This is a genomic window from Anaerofustis stercorihominis (assembly GCF_005844425.1).
Lineage (GTDB): Bacteria > Bacillota > Clostridia > Eubacteriales > Anaerofustaceae > Anaerofustis > Anaerofustis butyriciformans.
Genome location: NZ_SPHL01000044.1, coordinates 1 through 13,560, shown reverse-complemented (window position 1 = coordinate 13,560; position 13,560 = coordinate 1). Strand labels below are relative to the sequence as shown.

General features: G+C 30.9%; 11 protein-coding genes. All 11 read right to left on the bottom strand.

Translation table 11 applies throughout. The annotated features are described in order from the left end of the window. A partial coding sequence (locus FGQ49_RS09170; protein WP_138269569.1) for a DUF4365 domain-containing protein occupies positions 1-951 on the bottom strand: 951 nt, incomplete at its 3' end. A gap of 25 nt (positions 952-976) precedes the next feature. Continuing rightward, positions 977-4,270, bottom strand: a complete 3,294-nt coding sequence (locus tag FGQ49_RS09165; RefSeq protein ID WP_138269568.1) for a DEAD/DEAH box helicase family protein — start codon at positions 4,268-4,270, stop codon at positions 977-979. 417 nt (positions 4,271-4,687) lie between these two features. After that, the gene (locus FGQ49_RS09160; RefSeq protein ID WP_138269567.1) at positions 4,688-5,947 is read right to left on the bottom strand and encodes an abortive infection system toxin AbiGii family protein; all 1,260 of its coding nucleotides are present in this window, start codon (positions 5,945-5,947) and stop codon (positions 4,688-4,690) included. Further along, complete coding sequence (locus FGQ49_RS09155; protein ID WP_138269566.1) at positions 5,947-6,792, bottom strand: abortive infection system antitoxin AbiGi family protein; 846 nt, start codon at positions 6,790-6,792, stop codon at positions 5,947-5,949. Before FGQ49_RS09155 ends, FGQ49_RS09160 begins: the two co-directional genes overlap by 1 nt. A 262-nt stretch (positions 6,793-7,054) precedes the next feature. Beyond that, positions 7,055-8,182, bottom strand: coding sequence for a restriction endonuclease subunit S (locus FGQ49_RS09150; RefSeq protein WP_138269565.1), 1,128 nt, complete (start codon positions 8,180-8,182; stop codon positions 7,055-7,057). Between the two features lies 1 nt (position 8,183). After that, a complete protein-coding gene (locus FGQ49_RS09145; RefSeq protein WP_138269564.1) occupies positions 8,184-9,695 on the bottom strand; it encodes an HsdM family class I SAM-dependent methyltransferase in 1,512 nt (503 codons plus the stop codon). A gap of 194 nt (positions 9,696-9,889) precedes the next feature. After that, complete coding sequence (locus FGQ49_RS09140) at positions 9,890-10,411, bottom strand: hypothetical protein (RefSeq protein WP_138269563.1); 522 nt, start codon at positions 10,409-10,411, stop codon at positions 9,890-9,892. Position 10,412: 1 nt separating this feature from the next. Continuing rightward, positions 10,413-11,252: a metal ABC transporter permease gene (locus FGQ49_RS09135; protein WP_138269562.1), complete on the bottom strand. Its 840-nt coding sequence runs from the start codon at positions 11,250-11,252 to the stop codon at positions 10,413-10,415. Next, on the bottom strand, positions 11,249-11,956 hold the full coding sequence (locus FGQ49_RS09130) for a metal ABC transporter ATP-binding protein (protein WP_138269561.1): 708 nt from the start codon (positions 11,954-11,956) through the stop codon (positions 11,249-11,251). The genes FGQ49_RS09135 and FGQ49_RS09130 overlap by 4 nt, the downstream gene beginning before the upstream one ends. A 10-nt stretch (positions 11,957-11,966) precedes the next feature. Beyond that, a complete protein-coding gene (locus tag FGQ49_RS09125; RefSeq protein WP_138269560.1) occupies positions 11,967-12,983 on the bottom strand; it encodes a metal ABC transporter substrate-binding protein in 1,017 nt (338 codons plus the stop codon). Between the two features lie 88 nt (positions 12,984-13,071). After that, a complete protein-coding gene (locus FGQ49_RS09120) occupies positions 13,072-13,374 on the bottom strand; it encodes a hypothetical protein (RefSeq protein WP_138269559.1) in 303 nt (100 codons plus the stop codon). Positions 13,375-13,560: the final 186 nt, after the last annotated feature.

Sequence of the window (13,560 nt, the reverse complement as noted above, 5' to 3'; positions counted from 1 at the left end):
ACAATTAAATGGAATTCTTACATTATCTATATTAAAATATCCTTTTTCAATATATGTAAGAAAAAAATTAAGATCATGTACTAATACACTCAATTTTTTAGAGTTGTTATATCTAAAATTAACTTCATTACTGTTTTCAATAAAATGAATAGAAAAGCTTTCTCCAATATGAATAATTTTTTCAATGGCAGTTTTTTCGACTTCAAAATTTTTGTAAAACACTTTATCATCAATTGTAATCAACCCATCTATTATCTGATGAGTATGTATATTTTTAAGAATTATATTAATGGGATGGAGAACTGAACTCCCTTTAATCTTAGCATAAATATAAAAATCATTTTTTAATAAAAATGTCTGTAAATTAAATTTTCCAGCAAATTCAACAGGAATAAAAAGATCTTCTAACACATTTTTTTGAGTTAATTCATCTAAACTAAACAACTCACAATCTTTAAAACTTTTTTGCTTTTCGCAGTTTTGTAAACAATTTAAAAAAACTGTATTTTTTTCATTATTATCTACCGGAAATTCTTTTAAATGCAAACTTTTATTTTTTTGTTTTTTTGATTCAGATAATATTTGTCTTAATTTTATCGGTGTAAGTTCATCATAATATATTTTTTTTGTAAGCCCATTATTACCAATATATACAACAAAAAACATACATCCTCCATCATTAAGATAATTTTTTAAATCCACTGTTGGTATAGAAAACGAAATAGTTTTTTTCGAGTGATCATTACACTCTTTCCCTTTTACTTGAACAGGCATTCTTCCTCTCAAATTTTCTTTTGTTTTCTTTTTACATTTATATATATAAACAGCCCCATCCCATGAAGGCTCTTTATCATTTTCGTTAATATAACTATCTAATAAACCAGATGTAACAACACTTTCTTCTACTGCATTAACAGACAATGTTTCTATAGTCTTTTTATCTAAACTCATTTTATCTCAATCCTCCATATATCACCTACACCCCGGCATTAGCATTAATTTCCCTAATCACCCCAAGAAGTGAATTCCAAACAGTCATATCACTTTCAAATAAATCCGCAACGCTTCCCGCATCGTTAAAAGGCGATTGTGTCATTACGGAAAAATCTTTCATAACCCCGTTTTTTACAATGTACTCTATAACCTGGTTTACAAAATATATCTGATTGCTGTTTAGATTATTTCTTGATATGTATCCTGAAAATGCTTCTTTTGCGGCGTTCATGTCAAGCCCTACAATCTGCCTTACAAATTCCCCAAGAGGTTTACCTCCAAACTCTCCCATATAATCAGCTTTTGAACCTATTTTGTTCCAAAGTATGTCTTCAAGCTTTTTCATGTCTTCACTGCCAAGAGGTCTATTGTTCTTTATCTTCTTTATTACCTCTTCGTCCATATGGTTCCTTATGTAAAACTCTGCTTTTTCTTTGTAGTTTTCAAGCCCGTCATCGCTAAAGGATGAAGCATTGACTTGTTTAGAAAGTATATCATCGTCAAAATGAGTGCTGTAAATGTTCTTTTTACTCTTTGGAATATATTTCATCAAATCACGAAGAGCTTTCCTTATTTCCTCTAACCCTTCAATGTCCATATTGTTTAGTCTTTCTCTGTCTGATGCCTTATTTATTATGTCTATGTTATCCATAACTTCCGGTATTGTAGTAACCTTTTTTAAGGCACTTGCCCTTTTTTCTATATCGCTTATTCCTCTGGTGTATTTATTTCCTTCAAGTATTGAAAGTTCAACCATATAAATAAGTGCGTCAAACCTTACCGCCCTTGGGTCGTCCTCATCAGGCAGTATCAAAGGTGAAAGTTCTTCTTTTACTTCCTCAAGCTCCCTAAAATCTATTACATTGTAACTTTCTTTAATAAGATATTTTTCCACAATTTGAATATGCTTTCTAACCGCAAAATTATCTTTGTTAAGTCTTCCTACTTTCCTTATTAAATCATCAACCAATTTATCTCTAAAATCTCGTAGTTTATCATTTTGATAAGCGCTGTCTTGAAGTTTATAACAAAGATTAAATTCAAGATTAAATATACTGCTTTGAAGGGTTTTAACTTCCCCTGCTTCTTTGTTTTCTCCTCCCATGGAAAAGAATTCAAAGTTAGAGCAAAAATCAAATATGTAAAAGTTCTTCTTATCCTCTCCGTCAATAAGCCCTTCGCAAAGTCTTGTTCCTCTTCCTATCATCTGCCAGAACTTCGCCTTGCTCATTACTTTTTTGAAAAACACAAGGTTTAATATTTCAGGCACATCAATCCCCGTATCCAGCATATCAACGGAAATTGCAATCATAGGAAGCTTACTTAAAGTGGCAAATTCATCAATGGCACTTTGTGCGTAATTGGTATAATTATCTATAACAGAAGCATATCCTTTTAAGTGTGGATATTCCTTGTTAAATACTTCAAGTATCTTTTCTGCGTGTTTGTGATTTTTTGCAAAGATTATGCTCTTGCCTATCTTTTCGCCGTAATCTATTTTTAATCCATCTGTCATTAAGGTGTTTAATACCTGCTTTATGGTGTCCTCGTTAAATACAAAAGAATTTAACTTTGATGAATCTATATGTAGAGGTATGGTTCCGTCTTCGTTTTTAAAGGTGTTTTCATACTCTTCCCTTTCCTCTTCGTCTAATTCATTGTAGCTTATTCCCTCTTCCATAAACTTAAGCTTCGTTTCAATGGTTATATAATCCACCAAATATCCGTCTTTTACAGCCTGTCCAAGTTCATACCCATAAGTCGGAACTCCGTTTTCAAGTCCGAATATATCGTATGTGTTTTTCCCTACTTCATCCTTAGGCGTAGCCGTAAGCCCAACCAAAGGAGCATCAAAGTATTCAAATATTTCTTTGTATTTATTATAAATAGACCTGTGTGCCTCGTCGCATATCACAAGGTCAAAATGTCCGCAGCTGAACATCCTCCCCTTTTCATCCCTTACGCTGTCTATTACGTTTATCATGGTTTGATAAGTTGAGAATACACAGTGTGCAGAATAATTTCCCTTATCCTCGCATAAGTTGGTAACAGAAAGATTAGGAAGCAGATTTACAAAACTTCTCTTTGCCTGGGTTACAAGAGAATTACGGTCTGCCAAAAATAATATATTTTTAACCCAGCCTTTTCTTAAAAGCACATCGCATAAAGATATTACGGTTCTTGTCTTTCCAGACCCCGTAGCCATTACAAGTAAAGCCTTTCTTCTCTTCTTATCAAATGCATCGCATACGGCTTTTACCGCTCCTTCTTGATAATATCTTCCCGCAATGTTCTTATCTATTTTTATATATTTCAAACTTTCCTTTGTAAGTTTTAAGTTAAAGAGCTTTTCCAAATCTCTCTTTGAGTATATAAAGGAAACTTCTCTTTCTTGATATTCTCCGTCGTCTATATATGTTTTAAATCCGTTTGTTAAAAATACAACCGGTCTTCTTCCATACTCTTTTTGTAAAATATCCGCATAAAGTTTAGCCTGTTGTCTGCCCGCAGAAGGTTCTTTACAAAGTTTCTTCGCTTCTATAATCGCCAAAGGCACGTTTGCATCATCATATAATACATAATCTATATATCCTACCCCGCCTTTGTTAGGCATTCCCTTAACTTCAACTTCGTCTATCCAGTCTTTTCCCTTAACCCAGCCCACATCGCTAAGCATGGTATCAATATATATTTTCCTAGTCTTAAATTCCGATAAGTCCAGAGATTTTGGGGTATATGTTTCTCTCTTTTCTTCTCCTTGTATTGAAAGCTGTTTCCTTAATTCTTCGTTTTCTTTTAAAAGTTTTTCTAAGTCTATGTCTGCAAATTCTTTTTTTACCTTCTCTTCTTCTTTTCTTTCAAGAAGTGAAGGGTCATATTTTCTCTCTTCGTAGCTGTCTGCATAACAGTAAGCCACAAAGTCCATAAATACAAACAGGTTTTCAAGGGACAGTTTAACCTGTTCCTCGCTTACCTTTTTGTTTTCATGAGCAGCGTTATTGCCTACTATTCTTATAAAGTCCATTCTCTTATATAAATCGCTGTCTATAATATCCCTAAACTCTTCGCTGTTCATAAGAGTCTGCAGATTATCCCTGTATGGTTTATCGAGTATCCTGTCAACACTGTAAATCCACTTAATTGCTATTTCCATAGCCTTTCTGCAGTTTATGGCGCAGGCTTCCATGTCTATATTAAATATCTTTTCTGCCGATACGGCAATATTTGCAAAACTTTCAAACTTTTTCTCTTTTAAAAGAAAATCAAAGTTGGTCATAACTTTCTCCTTTCCTTTCTTAAGGGAGTTCCCTTAAGAACCTTTCTTAAGGGGCTTTGCCCCTTATACCCCTATTATTTAAGGGCTATGCCCTTAACAACCTTTTCTTTAAATATTTCTTTTCTTTAAGGGGCTTTGCCCCTTACACCCCACGACTTTTTTACTCGCCTAAAAAAGTCGAATAAAAGGGCGCTTCTAGGCGAAGAGCCTTAAACGCTTTTCAATGTCTCATAAAATGCTCTCCATATTTAAGGGTTTTCAACCCTTAACAACCCGACCATATTTTTGCCAAAGCCCAAAAATATGGGAAAAAGGCTTTCTCTCAAACGCCGTGAAGGCTTAAACGCTTTTCAATGTCTCGCAAAATGCTACCCGCATTTTACGGACAGAAAAGCTACCCCAAACCTATGAACAATATTAAGATTCTCTCTTTTGTATCCCTTTTAATTCTTCTGCTTTTGCTAAAATATTTAAAAAATTGTTATCACTTTTAAATTTATTCATCTCTTCTTCTGTTTTAAAGAACATTACACTTTTATATCTTTCATCATTGTTATCATTTTTAAAATAAATCACATATTTTTTATTCTTTTTGTCTGTTTCATCATAATCATATTTTAAATTAAAAAACGCACTAATTTGATATAATTCCACAGACTTTGAAAAAGCTATTTCAACATCATCATCCTTACCATCACCAAACAAAGCAAATTTACCTTTTTTATCTCTAAAGTCTTTAATTATTTTTTTACTTTCATCTAAAATATCAAAACTTAAATTATTCAATTTCTCATCCCATTTAAAAGGTTTCTTTTCTACTAAAGTTCTATATAATTTCTTTATTTGTATAATTTCTTTGTCACTTAATGTCTTATCTTCTCCAAGCTCAAATTTGAAACCAAGTTCTTTTTCTAATGCAACAATATTTTCCCATATTTCAATAAGGCTATCATCAGGCAAAATATTTTTATCTCCAGAAAGATTATATTTAAAATCTAAAAAATCAATAGTATTTTTATCAGCATTTTTTACAAATTTTAAAGCAGATAAATAATCCTCTGCAGTTTTTATAATTTTATTATTAAGTGTATATTTAAAATGTATTTTCCCCTTTTTTCTATCTATATCAATATCAATAATAAGCCATTTATCATCTTTTGTCGAATATTTTCTTTTATATAACGACTTACATGGTTTTTGATAAGCTGTAAAAACATAAACATTTCCACCTTCCGTTTCAGTAATTTTTAAAGGTATTTCCTTAGATTCATCTCCTGATTTTATGTATAATTTAGTATTTCTTTTAGAAACAGTATTTTCCGAAAGAATAAGGTCTCTTTCATCTAAATTTACTCCATTTATTGTAATCGGAAAATCCTTATTTAATTTTATTTCTATATATTCCATTGCATTTGTTGAATAATTTAGTAATTCTTCAAATGTTAAATCTTCTTTCCCACAATTTTTTTTTATTTCATCCAAACCGATTATTTCCAAATTCTTTATCTCAAAGTTTATATTTTTATCTTTATTTAAATTCAAAAAATAAGCCTTACTTTTCTCATCTCGCTCGTAAAAAAAAGCACCATTATACTTTGCAGAAATCATTTCTAAAACTTCCGGTAGAATTTCTTTACAATTTCTTTCATCACCAAAATTTTCAAAAAAGTTTGCCATTAAAAATCTCCTTTACATTCGTCCCAAACTAAAATTTTTGTAAGCAAATTATATTTTTCTTTATCGCTTATATCTTTAATATTAACAATACTATTAATCAAAGTATTTTTATGAGTTTCACTTTCTACAATAATATATCTAACATCATTATACTCAAATTTAATCGCATATTTTTTTTCTTTTAACTTTTTATTATAACGTTCAAATTTATCTTTCTCTTGAAAAAAATTATATGAAAATACTTCTTTTAAATGTAAATCATTTTGAATGTTGGGAATATATCTCCATTCTTGTTCATCAGTAAAAAATTTCTCTTTTTTTGTTTTATTAGATTTACCAAACATAGGTTTTAAAAGTTTTAAAGACTGATTAAAACTTTCTGCCATATCATTTATAATTTTTGAATTATTTCTATCTTCTCTAAATTCATCTTTAAATCTATTAAAACTATCATATGATATTTTTATTGATTTTACATATGATGAATTTTTATTACAATATATAATAGGTTGTAATCCATTCCTTACTCCCCATTCTTTAGTTAATCCGATAGCATAATCACCAAACTCTTCTTTATGTTTAGAAACCATATGTAAATGAATATCACAAAAACATTTCATTGCAATATAAAAGGTTTCAATATTTGGAATATTTAAAAAAGAAAAATCTTCTTTTGAATATCTTGGATAAATACACTTTTCTTCAATCATTTCTTCTAAATATATAAAGTCATCCATAAAATTAAATAACGTATTTGCACTCTGATTAGGTATTAATTTTGTATTATATTTAGTATTTTTAACACCATTTAAATCAATAACTTCTAACCTTTTATCTTCTTCCATATCATCACCTCAAATCATTCCCCCACCCCGGGGTAGCGGTAGTGGTCGTTTCAAAAATCTCGGGCAGAGATTTTTAGAAAATCCGACCACGTTATAAGCCTTTACGGCGCATGAGTAAAAGCGTTTTTCCCATATTTTTGGGCTTTGGCAAAAATATGGTCGCTCTTTAGAGCGAAACTCTAAACCTCCACGCCCAGTGGCGCCATTTTTTTCGACTTTTTTAGGCGAATAAAAAAGTCGTGGGGTTTTAGGGGTAAAACCCCTAAAAATATTTTTGCATTAGACTATCAAACAACACCTGCGTTTCATCAAGTGATTTTTGTATCTTCTCTTTAATATTATCAACTTCAAGTTTAAAATTGACAAACGTTTCTTGAACATTTATAGGTGGTATATATATATTAATATTTTGCATTTCTTGTGCATTTATATTTGCTTGTCCAATAGCAGTTTTACACATATTTAATAACATTTTCTTTGAAAAATCAGAATTTAAAAATGAAGATAAAAATTCAGGTAACATTCTTTCATTAACTCTTACTCTTATTATGAAACCAGCAAGAACCATTAATTCATTTCGATTATATACACATGTTTTTCCAACAAGTTCTCGACTATTAGTCCTATTAAAAAGAACATCACCAAATCTAACCGTACATTTTTCCAATTCATTTTCAGGAATATCTATTTTTTTTATATCAGATAAATCCAATTCTCCATTATATGTAATATTATTCATTCTTAAATAAGGATATTGACCATTCTCAACAGCAGGACGACTTGTTCCATATCGAACATCACTAACAATATCTCTTATCTTGCCAATTTCCCACCCCATAGGGTTCTCCACCGGATCCCCAAACATCTCAACAAATCTAGCCTTAACAAGCTCGTCCAAATCTTCAAGCTGTTTTTTTCTTTTTTCGATTATTCCTTCTACTAATTGCAAAATACCTGCTATTTTACTTTGTTCTTCTAATGAAGGAAAAGGTATTGTTATGTTATCAAAATCTTTCTTTACAATATGCTTCATGGTTGCCCCATGCATAAAAGATTTCATTTTCATTAAACTAAATTTTAATGCATATATATAATACATTTTATCTATATCGATTTTGTCAAAAACAACTTTAAATATATGCTGATTTAATAATGCTTTTTCACCTTTCCATATATATACACCTAAACTTGCAGACCATGAAATTAAAACATCTCCTTCATTAACTTCATATTTTTTATCAATACTTTCTCCGTCATAATAATTTGTTTGATAACTATTTCCTGTTAAGTCTTGTATTCTAATTATTGGAATACCTTGTGTTTTCCAATCACTCGGTTTAAATGCATAACCATTTATATATGTTGCAATATCTCCTAACTTAACCTTCACCTTACTCCCCCTCCCCAAGCATATCTATAAGCTTGTTCATGTCTTCGTCAATTTCTCTTTGAAGGGTGTTTATGTTTCCGATAATTTCCCTTGTAGGTGGATATTCAACAGGGATATATTCGATTTCTTTATATTTGTTTATTGATAAATCATAGTCGTTTTCCGCAATCTCTTCTTTATTTACAAAGAATGACTGCTCGGTTCTCTTTCTGTCTTTTTCTTTATCTAAGTTGTTAAATCTTTCTATTATATCAGGGATATCATTTTCCTTTACTTCGCTTCTCTTATCGTCAAGGCTGAAACCGTCGGCTTTCATATCGTAAAACCATACATCATCAGTTCCGCCGTTTCCTGTTTTTGTGAAAATCAAAATCGCAGTGGATACTCCCGCATAAGGTTTAAATACCCCCGAAGGCATGGAAATAACGGCTTCCAGTCTGTTTTCTTCGACTATCGCCTTTCTTACCTGTTTATGAGCATTTGAAGAACCGAATAATACCCCATCAGGAACAATACAAGCACACCTTCCGCCGATTTTAAGCATTCTTAAAAATAACGCAAGGAATAAAAGTTCTGTCTTTTTTGTTTTGCATACTTTTAGCAAATCCGCTGATACTATGTCATAGTCAAGGCTTCCTTTAAAAGGTGGATTTGCCAATATTAAAGTATATTTATCCTTATCTTCGTTTTGGTCTGATAAACTGTCTTTATATTCAATGTTAGGGCTTTCAACCCCGTGGGTCATCATGTTCATGGCTCCGATTCTAAGCATAGTCCTGTCCATATCGTAACCTGTAAACATCTTTGTCATATAATGTTCTCTTTTTTCTTTATTAAAGAACACTTCTTCTTTTCTGTTTTCCTTTATCCACTCTCCCGCACTTACCAAAAATCCCGAAGTACCGCAGGCAGGGTCACATATAACATCATCAGCCTTCGGTTTCATAAGTTCAACCATCATCTTAATAATATGTCTTGGAGTTCTAAACTGTCCGTTTACTCCCGCAGTGGCAATCTTTGAAAGAAGATATTCATAAATATCCCCTCTAAAATCCAAATCATGTACCCTATTTGAATTTGTATAAATTTCATCCATTCCCGTAACAATTTTTTCAAGAACTAAAGGTGTTGGAACTTTAAAAATCGCATCCCCCATATACTTTGAATACGCACTTTCTTTGTTACCGTCAAGAGTTTTAATAAATGGGAATACATAATTCCCCACAACATCATACATCTTTTCTGCAGGGTAATCCCTGAATATGCTCCATTTAAGCTCCTGCCCCTTTATTTCTCTTCCATCTATATTAACAACAATCTCTTTAAATACGGTCTCATAAGGAATATTAAGCATTATGCTTTCTTTTTTCTTCCTGTTGTCCGCTTCGTCTAAATCATGAATAAACATTAAATATGTCATCTGCTCAATTACATCCATTGGATTTGTAAGTCCGCCAGAAAAAAACACATCCCATAAACCGTCTATTTTATTTTTTATTTCACCAGTAATCATATCTTACCCCTCTAATTTATATTAATCTAACTATTTACTTCTATTAGTTCAGAATTCTTACCTTCTATTTTACAATAAATCCAAAATTTTGACAATAAAATATCAAAACACAAAAAAGACAGGGAAAAATTTCCCACATAAAAAAAGAACGGCATAAAACCGTCCTTTTAGTCTTAAATTAACCATATATAATCTTATAATAATTTTGCATCTTTCAAAGTACAGTAAACGTGTTTTCCTTCACTATATCGGATAAATTCACCCATAACCGTAATTTCAGAGCCTTCTTTAGGATAATCCTTTGGATATTCATAATCACCTTTTAAATTAAACTCTATTCCCTGCGCACAACACGCCGTTGCATCCTGAATTATACAGGAATAATAATTCTTGTCCTTTTTCTCGTCGTGATAAACATTAAATGTTCCTTTCATCTTTATTATCTTTCCTACATAATCGTCAGGATTTACCATTATATTGTATACTTCGGAATAAACCATGGTAGAGGAAAGTTTAGTTAAATCTACAATTTCCTTTTTGTCCGATTTTTTATTATCGGAACTTTCTTTTTCAGTATTTTCATTTATTGTATTTTCTTTATCAGTGCTTTGTAAATCGTTTTGAGGTGTGCTTTGATTTTCAGCTTCTTCTGACGAACAAGAAATAAAAGATATTGATATAATAATACACATTAACATTACAACTGCTTTTTTCATCTTAAATACCTCCTCTTACCATTCCTATAAAATAACAGGCTATAAACATAACTGCATTTATTGCTACAATACTTGAACCTACGGGTGTGCCTGCAAGGATGGATATTATTATCCCAAACAATGCACAAAATACAGAAATAAAAGCGGAACATACACTAACGGCTTTAAAACTTTTAAATAACCTCATTGCACAAAGTGCAGGGAAAATAATGAGAGCAGATATTAAAAGCGAACCTACAAGATTCATTGCAAGAACTATTATTACTGCAATTATTATTGCTATCATTAAATTATATCTGTTTGCATTTACTCCCACAGCCTTTGAAAAATCCTCATCAAAAGTAACCGCAAATATCTTGTTGTAGAATAAAATGAAAAACAATACCACAACTACCGATAATGCTATACACATTAAAACATCATAATGTGATAAAGTAAGTATTGATGTTGAACCAAAAAGAGTTGTACAGACGTCTCCGCTTAAATTTGAAGATGTAGAAAATACATTCATTATTAAATATCCAAATGCTAAAGAAGAAACAGAAAGCATTGCTATCATTGCATCCCCTTTCACCTTAGTGTTCTTTCCGGACTTTAGTAAGAATACAGCACATATTATTGTACACGGAAGAACAAGAAGCATATCGTTAGTAAGATTTAAAACAGAAGCCACAGTTATAAGGGAAAAAGCTACATGGGAAAGTCCATCACCTATAAAAGAAAATCTTTTTAATACAAGAATGACTCCCAAAAGAGAAGAGCAAAGAGCAATAAGCACCCCCACTATTAACGCATAAACAACAAATGGATAATCAAGGTAAAATATCAACTTTTCAATCATTTCCTTACCCCTCCATCTTTAAGCGTTTTACTCTTATATACTAAATCAACATAATCATCCTTAGATAAAAATAAACTTTTTTTACCAAGATATAAAACCTTACTGCAGTATTTAATTGAATTTTTAATATCATGAGATATACTCACTATGGTAAGGCCTTCTTTATTTAACATTGAAATCATTTCATACATATCCCTGCAGGCTCCCTGATCAAGTCCCGTTACAGGTTCATCTAGAAAAAGCACATTCTCTGCGGCGCAAAGAGCCCTTGCAAATAAAGCCCTCTGTCTCTGCCCTCCTGAAAGCTCGCTAAAACAACACCTTTTTAAATTTTTTATTCCCATTTTCTCCATGTTCTTTTCTGCCGTTTTCTTGTTTTCTTTAGAATAGAAAGGGCTAAAGCCAAGCTTTGACTGACACCCGGACAGTACAACTTCCCAAACAGATGCCGGGAAATCCTTTTGTATTTCATCAAGCTGAGGAAGATAACCTATTTCATTCCTATTTAGATTATCCCCAAAGATAATATCTCCTTTTATTGGATTTTTAAGACCTAAAAGTGTCTTTAATAAAGTCGTCTTTCCACTTCCGTTTTCTCCGAAAATACAAAGATAATCTCCCTTTTCTATATTAAAATTTATATTTTCTCTTATGGGGGTTGTATTATATCCAATTGAAAGATTTTTTATGGTTATAAAAGACATATTTACCTCCTTATTTTACGGCTTCTTCAATCACCTTAAGATTTTTTTCCATTGTATCAATATAAGTCTTTCCTGACTTAATATCCTTTGAAGTAGTAGACTGCATTGAATCCATGGTCAAAACCTTTTGATTCTTACTTTTAGTGTTTGAAATAATGGTTTTTGCAAGTTTTCCATCAGAACCTTCTATGGTTATAATATAGTTTAGTGATAGTTCATCTGTTTTCTTTGATAGAAAACTAACCGTTTCAAAACTTGCTTCAGTTTCTGCACTGCATCCTGCAAATGCTGCATAATATTTTAGCCCGTAATCATCAAGCAGATATCTAAATGGGAAACGGTCTGCAAATATAAGAGTCTTTTTATTTGCTTTTTTTATTGTTTCTTTGTATTTTACATTGAGCTTGTCTAATTTTTTTATATAATCTTGTGTGTTTTTCTTAAAAGTGTCTTTGTTTGATTTGTCTATTTCCATTAATGTGCTTCCGATTTTATTTACTATAATTTTAGAGCTGTTTAAAGAAAGCCAAACGTGTTCATCTATTTCTTTTTCCTCTTCCTTATTATTTTCAACCTGTGCTTTCTCTTTTTCATTGTCTTTATCATGTTCATGTTCTTCTTCACTTTCCATTCCTTCAACAATCTCTTCTTCTTTTACATTGTCTGACAAAACTTCAAGAAGATTAATAACTTTCATGTTTTTATTGTCTGCTTTTTTCAAAACATCTTGAACCCAGTCGTCAGACTCTCCGCCTACGTATATAAATAAATCACAGTTTGAAATTTTTAAAATATCATCGGCAGTAGGCTGATAACTATGTAAATCCACTCCGTTATCAAGAAGCAAAGTAACATCTGCATTGTCTTTTTTGTCACCAAGCACATTCATAACCCAGTCGTATTCCGGAAAAATTGTCGTAACAATTTTTATTTTTCCTTCTTCTTTTTTACCTTTGTTTGTACCGCAGCCGAAAAAACAGCTTAAAGATAAAACCACAATCATTAAACCACATATTAATTTTTTCATAATAAACCTCTCTTTTTTTAATTTTTTGCATAAAAATAAAAGGGTAATAATTTAACCTATAAAAGATTACCCATACTAAAGGTTTATTTTAATTATTGAGTCTGACCTTTTCTAAAATCAAAGTTCTCTTAAGAACAGAATAAGAAATAAATGTTATTAAATTGAAATAAAATAAAATTTTAAATAAATAAAAACTCCATACAGCTTTCCCGCTGTCTAGATTTTTTAAAACATGTTCAATATCATGAATAAAATTACATATCGGACAGTCGTCCCCCACACAGTCGTGATTAACATTTTTAATTATAAATAAAGAAGAAAACAGTAAAAAAGAAATTATCATAAAAGTTATAATATAAGCTATTATCTTTTTTGATTTATTATAAAACATTTCCGTTTCCTCCTTTCCTTCAATGTCTTAATTTTTAATAATAGATTTTTATAAAACCAAATTTTAAAAACTATATTTACAAATAATAAGTTTATTTTTTAATATATTTATTTTATATACACCTAATAAATCTAATAAAAAATAAGTTTATTCTTTAGTCTTAAATAGATTAATTATTGCTAAAAG

What these genes read in the sequence shown, in the direction of transcription:
- FGQ49_RS09135 (WP_138269562.1), bottom strand. Translation starts at nt 11,252, where the DNA reads ATGATTGAAAAGTTGATATTTTACCTTGATTATCCATTTGTTGTTTAT.
- FGQ49_RS09145 (WP_138269564.1), bottom strand. Translation starts at nt 9,695, where the DNA reads ATGATTACTGGTGAAATAAAAAATAAAATAGACGGTTTATGGGATGTG.
- FGQ49_RS09165 (WP_138269568.1), bottom strand. Translation starts at nt 4,270, where the DNA reads ATGACCAACTTTGATTTTCTTTTAAAAGAGAAAAAGTTTGAAAGTTTT.
- FGQ49_RS09120 (WP_138269559.1), bottom strand. Translation starts at nt 13,374, where the DNA reads ATGTTTTATAATAAATCAAAAAAGATAATAGCTTATATTATAACTTTT.
- FGQ49_RS09140 (WP_138269563.1), bottom strand. Translation starts at nt 10,411, where the DNA reads ATGAAAAAAGCAGTTGTAATGTTAATGTGTATTATTATATCAATATCT.
- FGQ49_RS09125 (WP_138269560.1), bottom strand. Translation starts at nt 12,983, where the DNA reads ATGAAAAAATTAATATGTGGTTTAATGATTGTGGTTTTATCTTTAAGC.
- FGQ49_RS09130 (WP_138269561.1), bottom strand. Translation starts at nt 11,956, where the DNA reads ATGTCTTTTATAACCATAAAAAATCTTTCAATTGGATATAATACAACC.
- FGQ49_RS09160 (WP_138269567.1), bottom strand. Translation starts at nt 5,947, where the DNA reads ATGGCAAACTTTTTTGAAAATTTTGGTGATGAAAGAAATTGTAAAGAA.
- FGQ49_RS09155 (WP_138269566.1), bottom strand. Translation starts at nt 6,792, where the DNA reads ATGGAAGAAGATAAAAGGTTAGAAGTTATTGATTTAAATGGTGTTAAA.